Source organism: Streptomyces sp. NPDC058653, assembly GCF_042716895.1.
Classification (GTDB): Bacteria; Actinomycetota; Actinomycetes; order Streptomycetales; family Streptomycetaceae; genus Streptomyces.
This window is the reverse complement of sequence record NZ_JBHXRM010000027.1, coordinates 14,321-34,567: the sequence shown is the minus strand read 5'-3', so window position 1 is coordinate 34,567 and position 20,247 is coordinate 14,321. Positions and strand designations below refer to the sequence as shown.

At 73.3% G+C, this 20,247-nt stretch carries 17 protein-coding genes and 2 pseudogenes; 4 read left to right on the top strand and 15 right to left on the bottom strand.

Going from position 1 to position 20,247, the window contains the following annotated elements; genetic code table 11:
* Positions 1 to 160 precede the first annotated feature (160 nt).
* The 3 genes and pseudogenes from ACFWU9_RS22590 to ACFWU9_RS22580 form a co-directional block, all read left to right on the top strand.
* Positions 161 to 1,619, top strand: a pseudogene (locus tag ACFWU9_RS22590) (ABC transporter substrate-binding protein); the annotation flags it as partial.
* Positions 1,619 to 3,837, top strand: a pseudogene (locus ACFWU9_RS22585) (bifunctional serine/threonine-protein kinase/ABC transporter substrate-binding protein). The pseudogenes ACFWU9_RS22590 and ACFWU9_RS22585, both read left to right, overlap by 1 nt.
* A gap of 73 nt (positions 3,838 to 3,910) precedes the next feature.
* Entirely contained in the window at positions 3,911 to 4,642 is a 732-nt protein-coding gene (locus tag ACFWU9_RS22580; protein ID WP_384321106.1) for a beta-glucanase, read from the top strand.
* Positions 4,643 to 4,649: 7 nt separating this feature from the next.
* Here ACFWU9_RS22580 and ACFWU9_RS22575 read toward each other — a convergent pair whose 3' ends face one another.
* The 3 genes from ACFWU9_RS22575 to ACFWU9_RS22565 form a co-directional block, all read right to left on the bottom strand.
* Positions 4,650 to 5,108, bottom strand: a complete 459-nt coding sequence (locus ACFWU9_RS22575) for a hypothetical protein (RefSeq protein ID WP_384321104.1) — start codon at positions 5,106 to 5,108, stop codon at positions 4,650 to 4,652.
* 1,397 nt (positions 5,109 to 6,505) lie between these two features.
* Positions 6,506 to 7,438: a serine hydrolase gene (locus ACFWU9_RS22570; RefSeq protein ID WP_384321102.1), complete on the bottom strand. Its 933-nt coding sequence runs from the start codon at positions 7,436 to 7,438 to the stop codon at positions 6,506 to 6,508.
* Complete coding sequence (locus tag ACFWU9_RS22565; RefSeq protein WP_384321100.1) at positions 7,435 to 8,358, bottom strand: LysR family transcriptional regulator; 924 nt, start codon at positions 8,356 to 8,358, stop codon at positions 7,435 to 7,437. Before ACFWU9_RS22565 ends, ACFWU9_RS22570 begins: the two co-directional genes overlap by 4 nt.
* Before the next feature lie 199 nt (positions 8,359 to 8,557).
* On the opposite strand from ACFWU9_RS22565, the gene bla reads away from it, so the two are divergent.
* Positions 8,558 to 9,520, top strand: a complete 963-nt coding sequence (gene bla, locus ACFWU9_RS22560) for a class A beta-lactamase (RefSeq protein WP_384321098.1) — start codon at positions 8,558 to 8,560, stop codon at positions 9,518 to 9,520.
* 15 nt (positions 9,521 to 9,535) lie between these two features.
* On the opposite strand, the gene ACFWU9_RS22555 is transcribed toward bla, so the two are convergent.
* The 12 genes from ACFWU9_RS22555 to ACFWU9_RS22500 form a co-directional block, all read right to left on the bottom strand.
* On the bottom strand, positions 9,536 to 10,258 hold the full coding sequence (locus ACFWU9_RS22555; RefSeq protein ID WP_384321096.1) for a DUF6390 family protein: 723 nt from the start codon (positions 10,256 to 10,258) through the stop codon (positions 9,536 to 9,538).
* Positions 10,259 to 10,269: 11 nt separating this feature from the next.
* Positions 10,270 to 11,262 (bottom strand): hydrogenase expression/formation protein HypE, encoded by a 993-nt coding sequence (gene hypE, locus ACFWU9_RS22550; protein WP_384321251.1) that lies wholly within the window; start codon positions 11,260 to 11,262, stop codon positions 10,270 to 10,272.
* Positions 11,263 to 11,417: 155 nt separating this feature from the next.
* Positions 11,418 to 12,521: a hydrogenase formation protein HypD gene (gene hypD, locus ACFWU9_RS22545; RefSeq protein ID WP_384321094.1), complete on the bottom strand. Its 1,104-nt coding sequence runs from the start codon at positions 12,519 to 12,521 to the stop codon at positions 11,418 to 11,420.
* On the bottom strand, positions 12,518 to 12,814 hold the full coding sequence (locus ACFWU9_RS22540) for a HypC/HybG/HupF family hydrogenase formation chaperone (protein ID WP_384321092.1): 297 nt from the start codon (positions 12,812 to 12,814) through the stop codon (positions 12,518 to 12,520). Before ACFWU9_RS22540 ends, hypD begins: the two co-directional genes overlap by 4 nt.
* Positions 12,815 to 12,861: 47 nt before the next feature.
* Positions 12,862 to 15,444, bottom strand: a complete 2,583-nt coding sequence (hypF, locus tag ACFWU9_RS22535) for a carbamoyltransferase HypF (RefSeq protein ID WP_384321090.1) — start codon at positions 15,442 to 15,444, stop codon at positions 12,862 to 12,864.
* Positions 15,445 to 15,446: 2 nt separating this feature from the next.
* Positions 15,447 to 15,995 carry a hydrogenase maturation protease gene (locus ACFWU9_RS22530; RefSeq protein WP_384321088.1) on the bottom strand — a complete coding sequence of 183 codons (549 nt, stop codon included), beginning with the start codon at positions 15,993 to 15,995 and terminating at the stop codon, positions 15,447 to 15,449.
* A gap of 6 nt (positions 15,996 to 16,001) precedes the next feature.
* On the bottom strand, positions 16,002 to 16,208 hold the full coding sequence (locus ACFWU9_RS22525; RefSeq protein WP_384321086.1) for a hypothetical protein: 207 nt from the start codon (positions 16,206 to 16,208) through the stop codon (positions 16,002 to 16,004).
* Between the two features lie 28 nt (positions 16,209 to 16,236).
* Complete coding sequence (locus ACFWU9_RS22520; RefSeq protein WP_384321084.1) at positions 16,237 to 16,356, bottom strand: DUF6893 family small protein; 120 nt, start codon at positions 16,354 to 16,356, stop codon at positions 16,237 to 16,239.
* Entirely contained in the window at positions 16,353 to 17,828 is a 1,476-nt protein-coding gene (locus ACFWU9_RS22515) for a hypothetical protein (RefSeq protein WP_384321082.1), read from the bottom strand. Before ACFWU9_RS22515 ends, ACFWU9_RS22520 begins: the two co-directional genes overlap by 4 nt.
* Positions 17,825 to 18,523 carry a DUF6084 family protein gene (locus tag ACFWU9_RS22510; protein WP_384321080.1) on the bottom strand — a complete coding sequence of 233 codons (699 nt, stop codon included), beginning with the start codon at positions 18,521 to 18,523 and terminating at the stop codon, positions 17,825 to 17,827. The genes ACFWU9_RS22515 and ACFWU9_RS22510 overlap by 4 nt, the downstream gene beginning before the upstream one ends.
* Entirely contained in the window at positions 18,520 to 19,275 is a 756-nt protein-coding gene (locus ACFWU9_RS22505; protein ID WP_384321078.1) for a DUF5947 family protein, read from the bottom strand. Before ACFWU9_RS22505 ends, ACFWU9_RS22510 begins: the two co-directional genes overlap by 4 nt.
* Positions 19,272 to 20,246 (bottom strand): NifU family protein, encoded by a 975-nt coding sequence (locus ACFWU9_RS22500; RefSeq protein ID WP_384321075.1) that lies wholly within the window; start codon positions 20,244 to 20,246, stop codon positions 19,272 to 19,274. Before ACFWU9_RS22500 ends, ACFWU9_RS22505 begins: the two co-directional genes overlap by 4 nt.
* Position 20,247: the final 1 nt, after the last annotated feature.

Genomic DNA, 20,247 nt, shown 5'->3' with positions numbered 1-20,247 from the left:
CCGTACTTGTCGACGAGGGCCCGGTGCGTTCGGTCCCCGGTGCCCGGACGTCGTTCGCACGGGTGTGTGACAGATGAGGTACGGCTCTGCCACGGGATCGTCAACCGGCCGGGGGCCGCGGCGCGTTGCTGCCTACGATCCTCGAGGAGTCATCCTTCCCGAGTACGCGGACCAGCCCGAGTTCCGCGCACGCTTCCGCCGTGAGGTCACGGCCGCCCGGCGTGTGGACAGCCCGTGGGCCGTGGCGGTCACCGGCGCCGACCCGGACGCCTCATCTCCCTGGCTGGCCACCGCCTTCGTGCCCGGCCCCTCGCTCGCCGAGGCCGTCGCGGAGTGCGGTCCGCTGCCGTCGCGCGGTGTGCGCGTCCTCGGCCGGATGCTGGCCCGCGCCCTGACCACCGTGCACGAGGCGGGACTTGTGCACCGTGACGTCAAGCCCGGCAATGTGCTGCTCACGGTCGACGGTCCGCGCCTCATCGACTTCGGCATCGCCCATGCCACCGAGGAGACGGCCCTCACCTCCGCCGGCATGGTGATCGGGACGCCCGGCTTCCTCGCTCCGGAGCAGGCGCGGGCGCGGCCCGCCTCGCCCGCCGGCGATGTCTTCGCCCTCGGCTGTCTTCTCGCCTACGCGATCACCGGGCGCCCGCCCTTCGGGACCGGCGCCGTGGACGCCCTCCTCTACCGCACGGTGCACGACGAACCCGACCTGGACGGTGTACCCGACCCGCGCGGCCAAGGTGGCACGTAAACTCGCCGACGACCGCGATCTGCTCGCCGTCATCGGCTCGACGGGTGACGAGGCCACCGGCGCGAGCCTCGGCGGCTACGACGAACGGCGGATCCCCCAGCTCACGGCGTCGTCGGCACAGAGCCCGTACGGCACCGCCGACCCGCGCCACTTCCTCCAGGCCGTGCCCTCCTACACCCACCTGCCGGCCACCGCCGCCTTCTCCCTCCACTCCCAGGGCGCGAAGCGGGTGGGGGTACTGGTCGACCGCGGCGGCGGCATGCCCGCCTGGCAGCTCGGCAACACGATGTTCCAGAATCTCGGCGTACTCAAGATCGCCGGCGAGCCGCGCGTCGCTCCACGGCTGGCGGAGGACCTCACGCGGGTCGTCGCCGAGATGGTCGGGAACAAGCCGGACGGCTTCGTCTTCACGGGCACCCCGGCCAGGGCCGCCGCCGTGGCCCGCGCCCTCGCGGCCACGGACTTCGGCGGTCCCCGGGTGCTCGGCTATCCGGCGGCCGACAAGGAGTTCCTGACCGCCGCGGGACCCGCAGCCGACGGCTGGCAGGTCTTCGCGCCGTACATCGACCCGTCGGCCTCCCCGGTCCGGGCCTTCAGCACCGCGTATCGGAAGCGGTACGGTTCACCGCCTCCGTACTGGGCCGCGGAGGCGTACGACGTGGCCCGTATGGTCATCACCCGCCTCACCGAGGCCGGCGGCCGACCCACCCAGGCGGAGCTCTTCGACCTGCTGCTGAAGAAGCCGTACAAGGGCGTCGTCCGGTCCTACACCTTCGACAAGGAGTACCGCTGGCTGGAGAGTTACGAGGCCTTCCGGTACGAGGTGAAGGGCGGCCGGTACTCCTACGCGGGCAAGGTCGACGTCTGATGCGCCCCCTGGCCGCCGACGACCCCGGGGAGGTGGGCGGGCACCGGCTGCTGGCCCGGCTCGGCGCGGGTGGCATGGGCGTCGTCTATCTCGCCCGTACGGGAGGCGGCGCGCTCGTCGCGCTCAAGACGATCCACGCCCGGCACGCGGCGGACCCCGCCTTCCGTACCCGGTTCCGGCGCGAGGTCACGGCGGTCCGGGGGCTGACCGGGCGCTGGATCGTGCCGGTCGTGGCCTCCGACGCGGAGGCCCGGGAGCCGTGGCTGGCCACCGAGTTCGTGCCCGGTCCCTCGCTGGTGGAGGCCGTCGACGGCTTCGGGGTGCTGCCGGTCGCCGCCGTACGGACCCTGGGGTCCCGGCTGGCCGAGGCGCTGACCGCCGTACACGACGCGGGAGTTGTGCACCGCGACGTGAAACCGGGCAACGTGCTCCTCGCCCTCGACGGCCCCCGGCTCATCGACTTCGGCATCGCGTACGCCGGGGGCGCCACCGCGCTCACCGCGCCCGACGCCGTCGTCGGTACGCCCGGTTTCCTGGCGCCCGAGCAGGCGCAGGCGCGGGCGGGTGAGGTCGGCCCGGCGAGCGACGTCTTCTCGCTGGGCTGTGTGCTGGCGTACGCGGCTTCCGGCCGGCGCCCGTTCGGCGGCGGGAACGCGGCGGGTGTCCTCTTCCGCACCGTGCACGAGGAGCCCGACCTGGCCGAAGTGCCGCGCGAACTACAGGCATTGGTCCGGGCCTGCCTGACGAAGGATCCGGCGGAGCGGCCGACGGTCGGGGAGGTCGCGGCCACGCTCGACGACCCACGGGTCCCGCTCGCGCGCGATCTCGCCGAGGACCGGGAGGAGGGCTGGCTGCCCCCCGCCCTGCTGCGCGTCGTCGCCGAACGCTCGGCGCGGGCGCTGGAGGTCCCCACCCCCGGGCGGGCCGCACGGCCGGCCCCGCGGGAAGGGACGGGCGACGACAGCCCCGCCGCCGGGCCCCCGGCGTCCCCGGGGCCGGGGGACGCCCCGCAGCCGAGCCGGCGGCGTTTCCTGCTGATGGGGGGCGCGGCGGCCTCCGTGGCCGCCGTCGGCGGCGGGGTCACCGCGTATCTGACGGCGGGAGGAGGAAGCACCGGCGGCGGCTCGGACGGCGGCCTTCCCCTGCACACGCTCGGCTTCCAGGCCGACCTCACCGGCCCGGGCAGGACGGACAGCGTGGCGCAGGAGCGCGGGGCACGGCTGGCGGTCGAACAGCACAACCAGCGCGCGGGCATCACCTTCCGCCTCGCCCTCAACACCCTTGACGACCGGGGTGACAAGGCCCGCGCCGAGGACGCGGCCCGGCGCCTCACGGAGGCCGGGGTGAGCGCGGTCCTCGGTCTCGGCACACCGGCCGCGGCGCTGGCCGCCGCCCCGGTCTACCAGGAGGCCCGCACGGCGATGGTGCTGATCTCGGCGGACGGCGCCGAACTCGGCGCGTCCGGGCCGAACGTGAGCACGCTGAGGGTGACCCGGGGCCCGAGTCGTTCCTCGGGCTGGAACTGATCTCGTATCTGACCTCGGCGGCGCCCGTCGACCGTACGGCGGTCATCGATGACGGAGCCGCCGGCCCGGCGGGGCGCGCCCTCACCAGCTCGTTCAGAGGGACCTCGCCGAACGAGGGCATCACCAGCGTCCACCCCGTCGCGGGCGACAGCGACGACTTCGCCGCCGCCGTGCGCGACGCCATGGCCGACAGGGCGCAGGCCGTCGTCTTCGGCGGCACCTCACCCGAGCGCGCCGCGCTGTGCGCCCGCGCGCTCGCCGAGGCGGACTTCACCGGGCCGCGCCTGGGCATCTGGCACAGCATGACCTCGGTCTTCCTCCGGCGGGCCGGAGGCGCGGGCCGGGGCTGGGTGTTCGCCACCCCGTTCACCGACCCGGGCACCGTGTCCGGCACCTTCAGGACCGCCCACCGGGAGAAGTACCGCTCCGAACCAGGACGCTGGTCCCCGGAGGCGTACGACGCGGTGGGGCTGGTCGCCCGCACCCTCGACAAGCTGGGCGGAACGGCCGACATCGAACCGGCGGCTGTGGCGCAGCGCCTGTTCGACGCCGAGTACGGCGAGTACCGGGGGATCGCCAAGCCCCTGCGTTTCTCGGCGGACGGCACGAACGTCCTGGACCTGAACTCGCGGCCGTACTTCCTGTTCCGGTCGGAGGAGCGGGGTTTCCGTCCTCTGGACCGGCAGGACTGAGTCGAGTAAGTGTGCGGTATTTTATGGCGTTTCGTCGACCGCCGTCGTAGGTACGTATGTCAGATGCGGGGCGGTGCTGTGCGAGATCGAGGCGGTCGACGTCATGTGCGAATCCCCAGATACGGCGGACGAGTCCGCGAACTCCTTCTCCCCCCGTGGCCGGCGGGTGTTCACGGCCGACTTCTCGTCGGAGGACCAGTGGGTGGCCGGCCACTCCTGGGCCTATCCGGGGGGCGGCCCGACCAATCCGGACGACAACAAACTCGACTACCTCACCGCTGACCCGGCGTACAGCAGGAGCGGTGTCTTCCGCGCCACCCGGAGACCCCAAGGCACCTGGTACACGGGGCTGTTGACCACGGAGGGCAGCCACGAGGACTTCATGCTCCGCACGGGCGACACCCTCGAAGCCCGGGTCCGTCTCCCCCACGAGATGGGCGCGTGGCCGGCGATCTGGACCTGGCTGGACGGCGGCAACGAGATCGACGTGTTCGAGTACCACCCGGACAACCCGGATCTCCTGGAGCTGTCGAACCGTGTGAACGGCGGCCAGCGCTACTACCGCGACCGGGCGATCCGGCCCGGCGCGTGGGTCGACTTCGAGGTCCGCCTCGGCGCGCGCTCGGTCGACTGGTACGTCAACGGCGTCCACGCCTTCGCCGATCGCAGGGGCGTGGGCCGGAACTGGCAGGCCTATCTGATCGTGAACCTCTCGGTCTGCGCGGGCCGCTACCACCCGCGCCCGGACCCGGCCACGCGCGAGATGTCCTACGAGGTGGCCGAACTCCTCGTGTACCGCGCCTGATCCGGGGTCAGTCGCCGAGCAGACCGCCGAGAAGGCCGCCGAGCGGGTCGTGGTCGTCCGACGGGGGTTCGCTCGCCTCGTCCGACGGGGTCGGTGACCCGGTCCCGGTACCGGCGCTGCTCGTGCCTGCGCTGGGTGACTGCGGGGTGGTGCTCTCCGAGGCGCTGGGACTCCCGGACGTGGCGGACGGTGATACGGCGCCGGTCTCCGTCGGGACGGGTTCCCCCGAACCGCCGCCACCGGACCGTGCGCCGGCCGACGGCTCGGCGGCCACCCCGCTCCGGGGGGTCTCGCCCGGTACGGGCGCGCCGCTCCGGCCGGGTCCGCCCTCGGGCGCGCCCGGGACCGAATCCGCGGGGCGGGGCGTGGTGTTCGCCGGATCCTGGCCGTCGCTCTCGGCGACCCCGGGTATGGACAGCCAGGGCGGCGCGGAGCCTCCACCGATGACCGCGCCACCAAGCACCACGGCACAACAGACCCCGGCCCCGGCAAGAACCCACCCCCTCCGCCCGAGCCGCTTCCGCGAAGGCTGATGGGTGTCACCGTACGTCCCGGGCGGGGGCGGGGGTACGACCTCGGGCCCGGCGACAGTCTCGCCTGTCGGCCTCCCGGAGGAACCGGGCACAGCCGCCGCCGCGATCGCCGCGGTTACGGAGGTTCCGGTCCCGGCGGGCGCACCCACCCCCTCCACAGTCGCCACGACAGAGTCACCGGACTCCCGCTCGGCCGCCACCACGCCGGCCGAACCCGCCTCTGATGCCCCAGCGTGCACACCAGCCGCCGCGACCGCCGCGGTCGCGGAGGGACCCGGGCCTGCCGCACCGGGCGAACCCGCCTCCGGCCGCCCGGCGGGCACTGCCACCACGTTGACCATCGCGGTCACGGAGGAGCCGGGCTCCGCAGAAACAGGCTCCGCACTCTCCGCGGTCGCCGCCCCGGAGGGGCCACGCTCCCCCTCGGCCGCAACAGCCGGCGCCGCCGCGCCGGGCGAAACGGCCTCGGGCTGTCGCGGTCCCGCCGCCTCAACCGTCGCCGCGACAGAGTCATCGGACTCCCGCTCGGTCGCCGCAGCGCCGGGCGGAACCGCCGCAACCGTCGCGGTTACGGAGGAGCGGGGCTGCGCCGGACCGGCGGACTCGGCCCCGTACGGGCCGACGGGCAGAGCCGCACTCTCCGCCCCGGAGGGGCCGCGCTCCCCCTCGGGCGCAACGGCCGGCGCCGCCGCGCCAGGCGGAACCGCCTCGGGCCGTCGCGGCCCCGCCGCCGCCTCAACCGTCGCCGACCCGGAGGGGCCACGCTCGCGCTCGGCCGCGACAACCGGCGCCGACGCGCCGGGCGGAACCGCCTCCGGCGGCCCGGCGGGCACAGTCGCCGCAGTCACAGAGGGACAACGCTCCGCCGGACCTGCGGCCCCGGGCGGGCCCGCAGGTACCGCCGCCGTCTCAATCGTCGCCGCCGAGCGGCCACGCTCCGCCGGAGTCGCGGGCTCCGCCTCGGGCCCGGCATCCGGGCCTGGCACGCCGGGCGGACCCGCCTCGGGCCGCCCGGCGGGCTCAGCAGCCGCCTCAACCGTCGCCGACCCCGAGGGGGCAGGCTCCGGGTCGCCCCCGGCCGGCTCCCGTTCCGCGCGCCCCGCCTCCGCCGCCATTCCGGCGACCATCTGTTCCAGCCGGCCGAGTCGGTCGCTCAGGGTCGTCTCGTCCCGCTCGGCATCACCCTGTGCTCGGTGCTCTTCCACAACCGCCCCGCTCGGTGCTTCCCAGTCGTACGACGGACGTCCAGCGTCGCCGATGAGACTAGTACTACCGCACCGGCGAACACCTCCCCGCGTAGACGACAAGAACCCGTCCGCTTCGTCCGGTTCTACCGGCCCGGCCGTGCCCGGACGCCGCCCGTCGAACGTGGATCAGGAGTGCGCAGCGCGTCGATCGCGATGCGCGCCGCCGTGCCGATGACCGCGTCCGCCGCAGGGAGCGCGGCGGCCGGGCTCGCCGCGCGCGTGAAGACCGCGACGGCGTAGCGGCCCCGGTCGGGGTACTCGATGACGCCCACCTCGTTGCGGAGGGTCGGCGCGCTGCCCGTCTTGCCCGCGACATGCACCTCGTCGAACGGAAAGCCCGATGCCAGCCGGTGGGGCCATACCTGGAGGCCGAGGAGGCGGCGGACGGCCGCCCCGTACTCGGGTCCGCACGCCTCGTCGCGCCAGATCGCGCCCAGCAGCCGGGTCATGTCACGCGCCGTGCTGCGGTTGGTCCGGGCCGGGTCGAGGGCGCGCAGGCGGGCGAGTACCCGGGGATCGGCCAGGGCCTGGGGGCCGCCGTGCCCGGCGTCCTCCCTGATGCTGGTGAGGAACTCGCGGAAGCTCTGCACAGCGTGTGTACGGGTGAGCCCCAGCCCCGCGGTGGTGTCGTTGACGGCGTCCAGGCCGACCCGTTCCAGGAGGAGTTCGGCTGCGGTGTTGTCGCTGACGGCCATCATCAGATACGCCGCGTCGCGCAGCGAGAGCCGTGCCGGGTCGAGCATCGCGGAGAGTCCGGTGGGCCCCGCCGTACGGTCCTCGGCAGGTGACTCGGCCTGGTCCGTCAGGGCCAGCCTCCCCGCCTCGGCGTGCTGATGGAGTGTGACGAGCAGCGGAAGCTTGTGGACGCTCGCGGTGACCACGGGCTGGTCCGCGCCCACGTCGATCTGGGCGCCGGAGTCGATGTCCACGGCGTGCAGCCAGCCGGTGACTCCGGCTTCGGCGAACGCGGTGCGGATGCGGTCGCGTGGGTGGGTGCGGGCGGGGGGCTCGGTCATATCCAGTACTCCGCCGCCGGGCGCAGATGCAGCGGGCCGGTGGATAGGTCGGGGCCGGCCGCGGTACGGCCCAGGGCATCGGTGACGGTATCGGCGAAGGCTCGTACGGCGGCGTCGCCCCGCCCTTTGGGCCAGGCGGCCGAGTGACGCCGGGCCAGCGGCGCCCCGCTGAGGGGGCGCCAGCTGAGGTCCGGGTCCCCTGCGTGGTGGGCGTCGCGCGGGCCGAAGGCGACGGCGCGGCCGGACAGGAGCAGACCGCGTATGAAGCTCGGCCCCTGGCCGTGGCGGACGGCGGTGGGGGTGTAGCCGTGCCGCGCGCAGGTGGTGAGGAGGTCGTCGTGGACCGCCGGGGCGTGTGCGCGGGGGGAGAGGATCAGGTCGTGTCCGGTGAGCGCGGCGAGCGGGACCGTTTCGAGGCGCGCCTGCGGGGCGTCGCGCGGCAGCAGGACGCCGAGTTCATGGCGCAGCACGGGGCCCAGCTCCAGCCCGGACACGTCGCAGGGGTGGTGGATGAGTCCGACGTCCAGTTCGTGCGAGGCGAGCCGGGCGAGCTGCTCGGCCGTCTGGAGTTCGTGCAGTTCCAGCTCAACGCCTCCTTCGCGCTCCTGGAAGCCGGCCAGGATCGCGGCCACCGTCTCCCCGGCGATGTCGGGCGGCAGCGCGGCCCTCAGCAGCCCGCTGTGGCCCTCCTGGATACGGCGGGCCGTGGCCATCAGCGCATCGGACCGGGCAAGCAACTGCCGCGCGTCGTCAAGGAGGAGCGCGCCTCCCTTGGTGATCGTGACCTGTCTGCTGGAGCGTTCGAAGAGGCGTACGCCCAACTCCCGCTCCAGCCGCTGGATGCGCTGCGACAGGGGCGGCTGGGCGACACCGAGCCGCTGGGCGGCGCGGCCGAAATGTAACTCTTCCGCAACAGCCACAAAGCATTGCAGGTGCCGTATCAGGTCCACGACCAGCGATCATATCGATTCTTGATGGATCCATGAGCGATACCGGTCTTGGACGTGAACGGGCGGGCGTTGGTCTCCTCGGGGTCGGAGGAGGTACGGACCACCACAGGCTCCCCGCCTCCGTCCGCAGCGTCCGACCAGCGCGCCCCGAGAGGAAATCCGTCACCGTATGCCGACCCGTACGCGTACCCCGCTCCCCCGCCGTTCCGTGCTCGCCACCCTCACCGGCCTCGCCACGATCCCGCTCGTCGGGTGCGGCGGCGGCTCGTCCGACGACGGGGCGCCGTCCCGCTCGGGCTCCACACCCACGAAGTCGGGCCCGGCACCGTCCGGACCGTCCACCGCCGATCCCGGAACGGCGCGCGCGTTCGCCGGGCTGGAGAAGAGGTTCGACGCCCGGCTCGGCGTCTACGCGATCGACACCGGCAGCGGCCGGACCATCACCCACCGGCCCGACGAGCGCTTCGCGTACGCCTCCACCTGCAAGGCCCTGCTCGCCGCCGTGATGCTGGAGAAGAACACCCTCAGGGCGCTCGACCGTCTGGTGCGGTACGACCGCACAGCTCTCGAAGGGCATTCCCCGATCACCGAGCGGCATCTCGCCACGGGTATGACCCTGCGCGAGCTGTGCGACGCCGCCGTCCGCTACAGCGACAACGGCGCCGCGAACCTGCTCTTCGACGAACTCGGCGGCCCCAAGGGTCTGGAGAGGGCCCTTGTCGCCATCGGCGACCGCGTCACCCGGTGCGACCGTTACGAGGTCGAGCTGAGCGACGCGGTCCCCGGCGACCTCCGCGACACCAGCACCGCCCGCGCGCTGGCCACCGATCTGCGTACGTACGTCCTCGGCGACACCCTGCCCACCGACAAGCGGGCCGTGCTGACGGACTGGCTCAAGCGCAACACCACCGGTGACACGGTCATCCGCGCGGGCACCCCCAAGGGCTGGCAGGTCGGTGACAAGACCGGCACCGGCGGGTACGGCACACGCAACGACATCGCCGTCGTCTGGCCGCCCAAGGCGGACCCGATCGCCATCGCCGTCCTGACCCGCCGGGACGTCAAGGACGCCGAGCCCGACGACGCCCTCATCGCCGAGGCGGCCAAGGTCACCCTCAACGCCCTCGCGTAGTGGGCGTCTTCGGCGTCACCCTGTCGCGGGCACGCGCTCCGGCAGCGTGAGCCGTCGCGCCTCGATCGATTCGAGGCGTGCCGCCTGGGCCTCGGTCAGCACGTCGCACACCCAGTCCCAGTGCAGCGCCACCAGATCACCGGGAGCGGGCCCGGCGATCAGTGAGCGGCCTCCCGTCGACCAGCGCACGGACTCCTCGCGGGCCGGCCCCCGCGCCAGGGCCGTTCCCGTCCGGACGAGCGGGCGGGACTCGACCGTGGCCGACTCGCCCGAGACCGAACGGACCACGCCCGTACGGATGCGGCACCGGTCGAGGACCGACAGCGCGGTCGGGTTGCCCGACGCGCGCAGCAACTCCGCCCAGGGGTAGACGTCGAAGACCTGGAAGCTGTGGTGCGCGAGGGCGCGGTCGGCGGCGTCGCGCCAGGTCCCGCCCCGCTGGCCGCGGAAGCGGTCGCGCATCCGGGCCAGCAGGGCCGCCGGGTCGGCCAGGTCCAGGAGGTCGTTGCCGATCCAGTACGCCTCGACGACCCGTTCGTCGAGCGGATCGTCGAGGCCGGCCGTCTCGGCGAGGAATTCGAGATAGCACCAGGCGCCCTCGAACTCGCGGGCACCGCGCTCGATGCCCTCGGGGTCCGCGGGGCGCAGCAGCGCGGCGGAGTCCGCCGGGCCGCAGTAGCCGAGTTCGTTGGGCGGGTAGGCGTAGCGCGCGAAGAGGATCGCGCCGCGCTCACTCATCGCTCGCTCATTCAGCAGATCCTCGGGAGCTGTTCGCCGACGGGGAGGGGGACCACCCGGGAGCCGCCGAGTCCGGTCCTGGCCACCACCATGCCGGGGTGGTCGGGTACGCAGGTGCCGATCCGGCGGGCGGCGGTGCCCAGGGGGTGTGCCTGGAGGGCCGCGAGGATCTCGTCGGCGCGGTCACCGGGGACGATGGCGATCAGCTTGCCCTCGTTGGCGACCTGGAGCGGGTCGAGCCCGAGCAGGCTGCACGCGTCGCGCACGGTGGCCGGTACGGGGAGGTCGCGCTCGACGAGTTCGACGCCGACACCGGAGGCGGTGGCGATCTCGTTCAGCGAGGCGGCGACGCCACCGCGCGTGGGGTCGCGCAGGACGTGGACGTCGACGCCGGTGGCGAGCATCGCGGCGACGAGACCGTGCAGGGGCGCGGTGTCGCTCTCGACGGTCGTACCGAAGTCCAGGCCGTCGCGGCAGCTCATGACCGCCACGCCGTGCACCCCGATGTCGCCGCTGATCAGCACGGCGTCCCCGGGCGTGGCGCGACGGGGGCCGATGTCGACGCCCGCCGGGACCAGCCCGATCCCCGAGGTGTTGATGTAGACGCCGTCGCCGCTGCCGCTGTCGACGACCTTGGTGTCGCCGGTGACCAGGCTGACCCCGGCCGCTCGTGCCGCCGCTCCCATGTCCTGGGCGATCCGGCCGAGTTCGGTGAGCGCGGTGCCTTCCTGGAGGATGAACGCGGACGACATGAAGAGCGGTGTGGCGCCGGACATCGCGAGGTCGTTGACCGTTCCGTTGACGGCGAGGTCCCCGATGGAGCCGCCGGGGAAGAACATCGGCCGGACCACGAACGAGTCGGTGGAGAAGGCGAGTCGGGTGTTGTCGCCGACGGTGAGTACGGCGGAGTCGCCCAGTTCGGGCGCGGCGGCCGAGCCGTACGCGGGGAGGAAGAGGTGCTCGACCAGTTCGGCGGACATCGCCCCGCCGCCGCCGTGGCCCATGACGACGGTCGGGGTCGCGCGGAGGGGGACGGGGCAGGACCAGCCCTCGAAGTCGAGGTCACTGCCTGCGGGAGAGGTCGCCGGCGCGGCTGCGGGGGCGCTGGCCGGGGCGGGCACGTGGTTCGTCGTGTCGGGCGCGTGGTTCGTCGTCTCGGTCACTTCGCATCGACCAGTTCGAGCCGGCGGTAGGTGAAGTAGGCGGCGCAGGCGCCCTCGGAGGAGACCATCGTGGCGCCGAGCGGGTTCCTGGGGGTGCACTCCTTGCCGAAGGCGGCGCACTCGTGGGGTTTGATCAGTCCTTGGAGTACGTCTCCCGACCGGCACAGCGACGACTCGGCGGTACGGATGCCGGCCACGTCGAACCGGCGCTCGGCGTCGAACTCCGCGTACTTCTCCGACAGTCGCCATCCGCTGGCCGGGATCATGCCGATACCGCGCCAGGTCCGGTCGGTGACCTCGAAGACGTCCCGCAGCATCTCCATGGCGGGGAGGTTGCCCTCCGCGCGGACGGCGCGGGGGTAGGCGTTCTCGACCTCGTGACGGCCCTGTTCGAGCTGGAGGACCGTGCGTCGGACGCCTTCGAGGATGTCGAGCGGCTCGAATCCCGTGACGACGACGGGCACCCGGTACTTCTGTGCCAGCGGCGGGTACTGCGAGGTCCCCATCACGCTGCACACGTGCCCGGCGGCGAGGAAGGCCTGCACCCGGCAGGTGGGGGACTCCATGATGGCGGCGATCGCGGGCGGGACGAGCACGTGCGAGACGAGCAGCGAGAAGTTCCGCACGCCGAGCCGGCGGGCCTGATGGACCGTCATGGCGTTGGCGGGGGCGGTCGTCTCGAAGCCGATGCCGAAGAAGACGACTTCCTTGTCGGGGTTGTCGCGGGCCAGTCTCAGCGCGTCGAGCGGGGAGTAGACGACGCGTACGTCGCCGCCCGCGCTCTTCACCGAGAACAGGTCCTGGCCGCTGCCCGGCACCCTCAGCATGTCGCCGAAGGAGCAGAAGATGACACCGGGGCGGGCGGCGATCGCCAGTGCCCGGTCGATGATCTCCAGCGGGGTGACACAGACCGGGCAGCCCGGCCCGTGGATCATCTCGACGCCGTCGGGCAGCAGTTGGTCGATACCGTGCCGGATGATCGAGTGCGTCTGCCCGCCGCAGACCTCCATCATGGCCCAGGGGCGGGTGGTGGCCGCGTGGATCTGGTCGACCAGCCGCCTGGCGAGTGCGGGGTCGCTGAACTCGTCGAGGTACTTCACTTGCCCATGCCTTCCACTGATTCCCGCTGTCTGGCCGCGAGTTCGAAGCCGTCGCCGAACTCCTCCTCCAGAAGGCCGAGTTGTTCGAAGTTCGCCAGGGTCCGCAGGGCCGATTCCTCGTCGAGCCGCTGGATGGCGAATCCGACGTGGACCACGACGTACTCGCCGATCTCCGCGTCGGGGATGTACTGGAGGCAGACCTCCTTGCGTACGCCGCCGAAGTCGACCTGGGCCATCAGGGCGCCGTCGACCTCGGCCGTGCTGAGCACCCGCCCGGGGACTGCCAGACACATGGAGTCTCTTCCTTCTCTGGATCTGGATGGTGTGGTCGGACGTGGGGTCAGCCTGACGCCGCGATCAGCAGTTGGCCGAAGGAGATGCCGCCGTCGTTGGGCGGCAGCAGACGGGGGCGCAGAACGGTGAAGTCCCGTGCCCGCAGGGCCTGTTGGGTTGATCCGAGCAGGAGGGCGTTTTGGAAGACCCCGCCCCCGAGTGCGACCACGCCGAGCCCCGTCCGGCTTCGGCACAGCTCGGCGAGTTCGACGGTGAGGGCGGTGACGGCCGTGTGGAAGCGGAGGGCGATCAGCTCCGGGGGTACTCCCGCACGTAGGTCGTCGACCACCGCGCGGATCACCGGGCCGGGGTCGGCGATCACGGGCTCGTCGGCGCCCGGTGTGGTCGGCTCGTCGAGGGCGAAGGCGTACGCACGGCCGGGGTCCTCGCCCTGCGCGGATCTGGCGAGGCCCTCCAGCGCGACGGCCGCCTCCGCCTCGTACGCGACCTCGTGCCGTACGCCCGCCAGTGACGCCACCGCGTCGAAGAGCCGGCCCATGCTCGACGTCGGCACACAGCCGAAGTCCGTCGCGAACTGGTGCGCCAGCACGTCGCGTTCCCTGACCGGGCACGCGGCCACGGCCGGCAGCCTCTCGTCCCAGGCGATCCCGGCGGCGCGCAGATGCGCGAGCGCCATCCGGTAGGGCCGCCGCACGCTCGCGTCCCCGCCGGCGAGCGGTACGTACGCCAGGTGCGCCGCCCTGCGGTAGGACTTGTAGTCGGCGATCAGCGTCTCGCCGCCCCACACCGCACCGTCGGGGCCGTGGCCCGTGCCGTCGTAGGCGAAGCCGATGACGCTCTCGCCGGGGCGGACGCCGTGCTCGCCCAGCACGGACGCGATGTGCGCGTGGTGGTGCTGCACGGTGACCACGGTCCGGCCCCCGGCGTGCGCGCGGGCCCATGCGCCGGAGCGGTAGCCGGGGTGGGCGTCGGCCACGAGCTGTTCGGGTTCGACGCCGGTCAGCAGCCCGAGATGGGCCGCCGTGCGGGTCAGCGCGTCGGCCGTGGAGACGTCGTCCATGTCGCCGATGTGCTGGCTGACCCAGGCGTAGCCGCCCTCGCCGAGCGCGCAGGTGTTCTTGAGGTCGGCGCCGGCGGCGAGCAGCGGCGGGATGTCGAAGGGCAGCGCGACGGGCAGCGGCGCGTACCCGCGCGATCTGCGTACGGGAAGCTCGGCCCCGGCGACGAAGCGGCTGACCGAGTCGTCGCACGGCACCTGGATGGGACGGTCGTGCCGCAGCCAGGCGTCCACCAGCGGCGCGAGTTCGGTCAGGGCCTTCGTGTCGTCGGTGACGATCGGCTCGCCGGAGCGGTTGCCCGAGGTCATCACCAGGGCGTCGGGGCCGGGGGTGTCGTCGTCGGCGCCGAGGAGGAGGACATGCAGCGGGGTGTACGGGAGGAGCACGCCGAGGTCCGGGTTGCCGGGCGCCACGGCGTCCGCGAGACCGGCGCCGGTGGCCGACGTGCGGCGCGGGAGCAGCACGATGGGTGCCCGGGGGCCGGTGAGGAGGTCCCTCTCGTCGTCCGTCAGCGTCACCAGTTCCTCGGCGACGCCGAGGTCGGCCACCATGACGGCGAAGGGTTTGCCGCCGCGGTGCTTGCGGCGCCGCAGTTCGGTGACGGCCGCCTGGTCACGGGCGTCGCAGGCGAGGTGGTAGCCGCCCAGTCCCTTGATCGCGACGATCTTTCCCTCGGCGAGCAACCTCCGCGCGGCACGCAGTGCCTGGTCTCCCTGGCGGACCACCTCGCCGCCCGCGCCGACGAGTTCGAGGCGCGGACCGCAGGCGTGACAGGCGATCGGCTGCGCGTGGAAGCGGCGGTCGCGCGGATCGCCGTACTCGGAGCGGCAGTCGTGGCACATCTCGAACGCGGCCATGGTCGTCTTCGCGCGGTCGTAGGGCATGCCGGTGACGATCGTGAAGCGCGGCCCGCAGTGGGTGCAGGTGATGAAGGGGTGGCGGTAACGGCGGTCGGCCGGGTCCCGCAGTTCGGCCAGACAGTCCCGGCAGATCGCGGTGTCCGGCGAGACCAGGGTGCGGACCCGGTCGGCGCCGCTGGAGTCCGCGATGACGAACTCCGCTCCCCCTATGGCCGGTCGGTCGGTCGCGGTCACGGACTCCACGACGGCCAGCGGCGGCGGGTCCGACCGCAGCCGGCGGCCGAACTCCGCCACGGCTCCGGCGTCGCCCTCCACCTCGGCGACCACGCCGGAGCCGGTGTTGGCGACCGATCCGGTGAGCGCGAGTTCGGCGGCGGTGACGTAGACGAACGGGCGGAAGCCCACGCCCTGGACGACTCCGCGTACCTCGAACCGGCGCCGGACCCGGGGCTGTTGGGCTTCGGCGGCAGCCGGCTCATCGGCCCCGCTGCCCATCATCCGCAGTCCCGACAGCGCTTCGGCCGCCTTCGCCCCGTCGATGATCTCCATGGCGAAACCCATGTGCAGCAGTACCCAGTCGCCGGCGGCGGGGACCGAGTCGAGCATGCCGACGTTGATACGGCGCCGGGCGCCCTCCACGTCGACGAGGGCGAGCTGGTCCGCGTACCCCTCGACGATCTCCACGACTCGCCCGGGGATGCCGAGACACATGATCAGGTCCTCCGGGTCCGGGCGGGTACGGGAGCGGGGGCGGCCGTCGCGGGGTCCACCGCCGACGACGGCGCGGCTCCGGCGACAAGCAGCCGCCGGACCAGCGCGCGCACCTCCGCCACCGCTTCGGGTACGGCGGCGGCGACGGCCTCACTGAGGCCGATGCCCTCCTCGACGTCGGCGGGGGTGCACCCCACAACGTGGGTGAGCGGAAGCGTACCGCCCAGTTGGCCCAGATTTGCCAGGACAGATACCGGATTCATGCCGTGTGCGTCGAATTCACCCGTCCCGAGGTCGTCCGGGCCGACCTCCAGAACGGTCAGCTCGCCGGGCGCGCCGCCGCCCGCGTACGCGTCGACCAGCACGAGCGCGTCGTACCCGTCGAGCAGGTCGTACGCGAGGTGCATGCCCCGGATGCCGTAGTCGACGACCCGGACGCCGCCTGGAAGCGGCGTTCCGGGTCCGGCGAGCCGGCGTACGACCTCCGGCCCGAAACCGTCGTCGCCGAGAAAGAGATTGCCGATGCCGGCAACGAGAACCCCGCCGCGCACGTCGGGTCAGTTCCCGCCGGACTGGAGGTTCGGCGAGTCCGGGTCGATGGGCTCACCGGGTTTGACGGAGGTGTCCGACCTCTTGCCGGAGCGCCCGGAGGGGCGGTCGGAGGGACCGGCGGACGGCTGGTCCGATCCGGTGTCGCGCGAGCCCTTGGGGCCCCGCTCCTCCTGCGGCTCCTCGTCGTGCCGGCCACGTGCCGCATCGGTCATCGGATGCTCCTCTCACTCGTTCCGGCGCTCACATCGAGCGCATTCGGACGTATCTGCGGATGTCGGGGAGCCAGCGCACGCCGACGGCGACGGCTGCCGCCGCCATGGCGGCGGCCACACCCGTGGTGATCATTCCGATGGTTCTCACGAGGGGTTCTCCTTCCGGTGTTCGGGTGGACGGGGTCCTTCGGGGGCGCCGGCGGGCAGCGGTTCCAGTTCGTCGGGGGCGAAGTAGAAGTAGCGGCCGTACCAGTCGTGCAGGTCGGCCGCCGGGTCGTCGACCAGGACGAGGGCGACGTGTACGCCGCCGTCGACGTCCGAGAGCACGGCGGTCACCCGTGCCACCCGCCCGGCGAAGAAGAGGTCCTGCGCGTCGGCGCGTCGGGACGGGTGGACGCGTACGAGGCTGCCCTTGGTGACGGGGACGCCCTCGATCACGACGGAGTCGGAGGCGGGCGACACGGCGGCGTCGGCGGCCGGGTCCCACCAGGGCGCGCCGCCGGTGTCGAAGGCCGGGGGTTCGGCGTCCCGCAGATCGGCGAGGGGGTCTCCGGCGTCGGCGCCGTCTCCCGGCGCGGGTCCGTGCGGGTCGCGGAGCAGGCCGTGGAGACGTTGGAGGTCGCTCGCCGACATCGTGTCGCAGCGGTCGATGATCTCCCGGGCCCGGGGGTCGGTGGCCCGTGCCTCCGCCTTCTCCCCCTCCGTCATCGTCATCACGCGGAGCGTCAGGATCTCGTCGATCTCCGTGGAGTCGAAGAGCGCGCCGGGGCTCTGCTCGGCGATCTCCGGGTGGTCGTAGAGGATGATCGGCGCGCCCAGGACGGTGTCCGTGGAGCCCTTCGCCCCGGCGAGGACCGGCCAGCATCTGCGCTGCCGGCACCGGGCGGCGGCGGGCGCGGCCCCGTCCGGGGGCTCGCGCAGGGAGACGAACTCGGCGCCGTGGGCCTGGAGGAGCAGATGCGCGCCGATGAGCGAGGCGCGGATCGCGGCGTCCTTGTCGGTGGCCGTCCCGGGGTGCTCGTTCTCCACCGACACCGAGAGCCGCAGGAAGCCGTCGTCGCGTGTCGTACGGGTCCGGACGCGGGCGGTCAGCGGTTCACGGCGCCGTACGACGCGGCCGACCGCCACTCCGTGCGCGTCGGTCAGCGGCTCGGCCTCCTCACCGCCCGCAACGGTGTGCGCCTCCTCCGTCGAGCCGCCGTCGCCCTTCAACGGGACGGCGCCCAGGTCGAGTTCGCACTCGACGGCCTCGTCCCAGCTCAGCACGGGCACACCGGCGACATCGAGGGCGGCGACGGGTGTGTGCCCGCCGTCCTCGTCGAGCCGCTGCACCTCACGTACCTGGAGCTGGAGGAATCGGAGCCGGACGGTCACCTCCGCGCCGGCGGCCGACGCCTCGTCAGGAACCGTCAGCAGGCACTGCGTCTCCATGCCCGGGTCCTCGGCGAAGCTGCCCGGCGCCGCGTCGGGCGGTCCCAGCACCCCGAACTGCCAGCGGGACCGGTTCTTGTGCGAGCTGGCCCGGTACGGGTAGAGGAGGTAGCCCTCGTACAGCACCGCGTCGGCGATCGTACGGACATGGTCGAGGCCCGCCGGGGCGGTGGGCGTCAGGGGGGTCATGTGACCACCTCGCCGATCTCGTCGGCCGCGGCGCGCGCCCGCGCGTCCGCCAGCACCGTGGTCACCGTCTCGTCCCAGCTGATCAGTCCGCGCCGCTCACGGAAGTCCGCGAAGCGGGCGATGACGTCGTGATCGAGCCTGATCCAGCCGGAGTTGGGGAAGTGGCAGGCGATCAGCTGCCGCCAGACGGCCACCGGCAGCTGGTAGCGCGCCTCGCAGTCCCAGGGCACCTGGCGTACGCCGAATCCCGAACCGCCGCCGCTGCCGCCGCCCTTGGTGAAGACGGTGCCCGAGAAGAGCAGGCTCATGGGCACCGTCCCGTCCCCGAGCGCGTGCAGATAGCGGGAGCCGATGACGTCGAAGTCGTAGGTGCAGGGCAGCGCGAGGTCGACCTCGGTGGAGCCGGTGAAGCCCTGGACGGTGGTGTGGCACTGCATCCACTGGAACGGCCGCAGTGTGTCCGACCAGCGCTCGCGCTCCCCGAACAGGCCGCGCAGGGCGTCCTGTTCGTCCGGCCCGTAGTGGCGGCGCTGGGGATCGATACGGACCTGGCAGCGCAGCACGATCGCGTGGATCCGCTCGTCCGAGCCGTCCTCGATCCGCAGCTTCGCCGTCAGCTGGGGGGTCGCGGTGTACGGCTCCGCGACGATGTCCCGTACGGAGAACTCCAGGCCGGGGGCGGCGGCGCCGGTCATGAGGTCCCGCCGCCGGCCGGGGTGCCGGGCGCAGTCGTCGCCGCCGTGTCCGGGGCAGTCGCCGGCACGGTGTCCGCGGGCCGGCTGCGGCCCTCGACGTGCTCGAAGAAGGCGTCCATCGCGGCGTGCGCCTCCTGGCCGCCGTCGAAGCCCCGCCACAGGGTGCGCAGCCGCCCGACCAGTTCGTAGCAGGCGTCGATCGGCACCAGATGGCAGGAGGCGGCCGTCTCGCGACCGCCGCCGCCCCCGCCCGTCACGGTGCGGCGGACGAGGAGCGCTTCTACGTCCGGGCGCAGCACGGCCAGTTCGGGGTTGGCCTCGACGATGGTCGCCCAGGCGTCGAGGGGCAGTTCGGACTCGGTGGCCCCGGCGGGTCCGGGGTAGAACGCGATGGTGCGCTCCTGCGTGGAGTTGCGGAACAGGAAGGCGAGCCCCACGGGGATCTGGAGCTCGTCCCAGGTGCGCGCGTCCAACGGGAGCCCGTCGAAGCGCAGATACCGGTCGGGGACCGCCCGGTAGCGCAGTTGGGCGCCCTCGTCGGTGAAGAGGAGGTAGCAGGCCCGGCAGCCGCACATCAGGCTCCGGCTCTCCAGATTCACCACGTGTTGATGGTCGTCGCCGATCGGCGCGGCGCACATCTCGCACCGCTCACCGGCGGCCGGCCGCGGCCGGTTGCGGCTGACCCGCAGCAGCGCGGCGACCGGGGACACGGCCCGGCCGACCGGCGCGGTGCTGCCCTGGGGTGCGCTCATGTCGTGACCACGGCCCGCGCCGGTACGGCGACGGAGACGGTCGCCCCGTCCGCCAGCAGCGGCAACGGGTCCAGATGCGCCCCTTCGGCCTCCGCGTCGAGGCAGGCGCCGGCCTGCCGTACGTCGTAGTGCGCACGGCAGGCGGAGCAGCGCAGCACCCCGTCGCCCGAGCCGCCCCCGAGCCGCCGGGCCAGCGTGGCGCCCTCCATGGGGCGCTCGCACCGGGCGCAGCGGTCGCGGAAGGCGAACAGGTCGGGGCCGATCCGACAGGCCACGACCGGCAGTCCGCCGACGGTGAAGCGTTCGACCGCGCCGGACTCCAGGGCGAGCAGGGCGGGTACCGCCTCCCACACGGCGCCCGTGTCGCCGTCGGCGGGCTCCGTCTCGTGCAGCCGGGCGAAGAGGGCGTCGACCGGCACCAGCGGGCCGGCGGCGCTCTCCTCGGCGGGTTCGACCTCGACCGCGGTGATCTCGGGGGCGGCGGCCTCGACCGCGCCCCGTACGGCGAGTTCCAGGGTGGCGGAGGAGGAGGGGCAGCCGTCACAACTGCCCAACAGCCGCAGTCTCACGGCTCCTTCGTCGGTGACACCCAGCAACTCCACGTCGCCGCCGTGCGAGCCGAGATACGGCCGTACGCTCTCCAGGGCCTTCTCCACCCGGGTCGCCACGCTGTACGGGTGCAGTCCGTGCACCAGCAGCACACTGGCCACCAAGTCGTCGGCGGCGATGGCGGCCAGGGTCTCGTCGTCGAGCCGCCCGCCCTCGTGGACGAGGTCGAGGAGGCGTTCGAGGCCGGCGCCGTAGAAGTCGGTGACGAGCCGCACCAGTTCCTCGCTGCGCTCGCGCGCCACGGCGCCGCCGGCCGCGCTGGCGGCGACCAGGGTGTCGATCCGCTCCCCGGTCGCCCGCCACTCCTCGGATCGAGGGGGCTGCTCGGCGGGCCGCTCCGCCGTGGCGTGCACGTCTGCCATG